Here is a 1052-nt window from a genome sequence, read left to right on the forward strand (position 1 = left end):
ATCACCCATCGCTTCAGCAGGGGCTCCCGTGTTTCCTCGCACTGGCCCGGCCGACGCCGTCGCCCGGGTGGAGAAGAAGACCGGAGGCCCCGCCCGTCTCGTCCTCACCCGTGAACACCGACGGCGGCCGGAGGAGGCGGTCTCCCTGCAGACCGCCGCTGAACGACAGCCCCGCACCGCCATGTCGGCCGGCTGCCGCCGGTCGCGGTGGCCCCGACGACCCGGCGTGACGCCCCGCCGGTCGCCGGACTCGCGGCTACCGGGTCCAGTGGCCGAGATAGGCGCGCAGCATGCTCTTGAGATGGCCGAGCAGTTCGGCGTCTCCGGCGGCGTCCGTGCGGAAGGCGTCCTGGGTCACCGCGTCGGCGGCGAGGAAGGCGGTGTAGCAGGCCGTCGCCGCCTCCCTGCCGTCGGGCAACAGGCGCTGTGCGACCAGGATGCGGTGCAGCCCCGCCGCCATGACGCGCTTGTGCTTGCTGTCGGCCTGCCTGGTCCATTCGGTGAGGTGGCGTCCGAACCACAGGGCCCGAAAGCCCGGTTCGGAACGGTAGATGTCCGCGAAGGCGTCGACGAGCACGGTCACCGGATCACTCCATGTCTCCGTGCGCGCGAGTTCGACGAACGCCTCCATGGCCGCTTCCAGCCGGGTCAGGTACATATCGGCCAGGGCCTCGACGATGGCCTCCCGGTCGGGCAGGTACTGGTACAGCGCCCCCACGGACACCCCCGACTCGGCGGCGACGCGGGTCGTGGTCAGCACGTCCGCGCCTTCCGCGACGAGCAGCCGTTCGGCGGCCTCCAGCACCCGGGCGACCTTCTCCCTCGCCCGGGCCTGGCGTGGCATCCGCCGCAGCCGCAGCGCCGTGACCTGCACCATGTCGCTCCCGTCGGGTTCGTCCGTCGCGGGCATCCGTCGCACCCTTCCGTAAAACCAAATGTGACTTTGTTTCATGTTCAGGGTACCTTCGCGGCATGGCTGACGCGAACGAGTTGCTGCCAGAACCGCGGCGCGCCGTGGCGGAGGCGTGCCACCGCCTCGCCGACGAGGGACT

1 protein-coding gene is annotated in these 1052 nt (G+C 71.0%); it reads right to left on the reverse strand.

What is annotated here, in order from left to right:
- Positions 1–256: 256 nt before the first annotated feature.
- Entirely contained in the window at positions 257–910 is a 654-nt protein-coding gene (locus tag SMA5143A_RS42425; RefSeq protein ID WP_258194094.1) for a TetR/AcrR family transcriptional regulator, read from the reverse strand.
- Between the last annotated feature and the right edge of the window lie 142 nt (positions 911–1052).

Source organism: Streptomyces sp. MA5143a (assembly GCF_900290235.1).
Classification (GTDB): Bacteria; Actinomycetota; Actinomycetes; order Streptomycetales; family Streptomycetaceae; genus Streptomyces.

Coding starts and splice junctions, on each gene's coding strand:
- SMA5143A_RS42425 (WP_258194094.1), bottom strand. CDS start 910: ATGCCCGCGACGGACGAACCCGACGGGAGCGACATGGTGCAGGTCACG.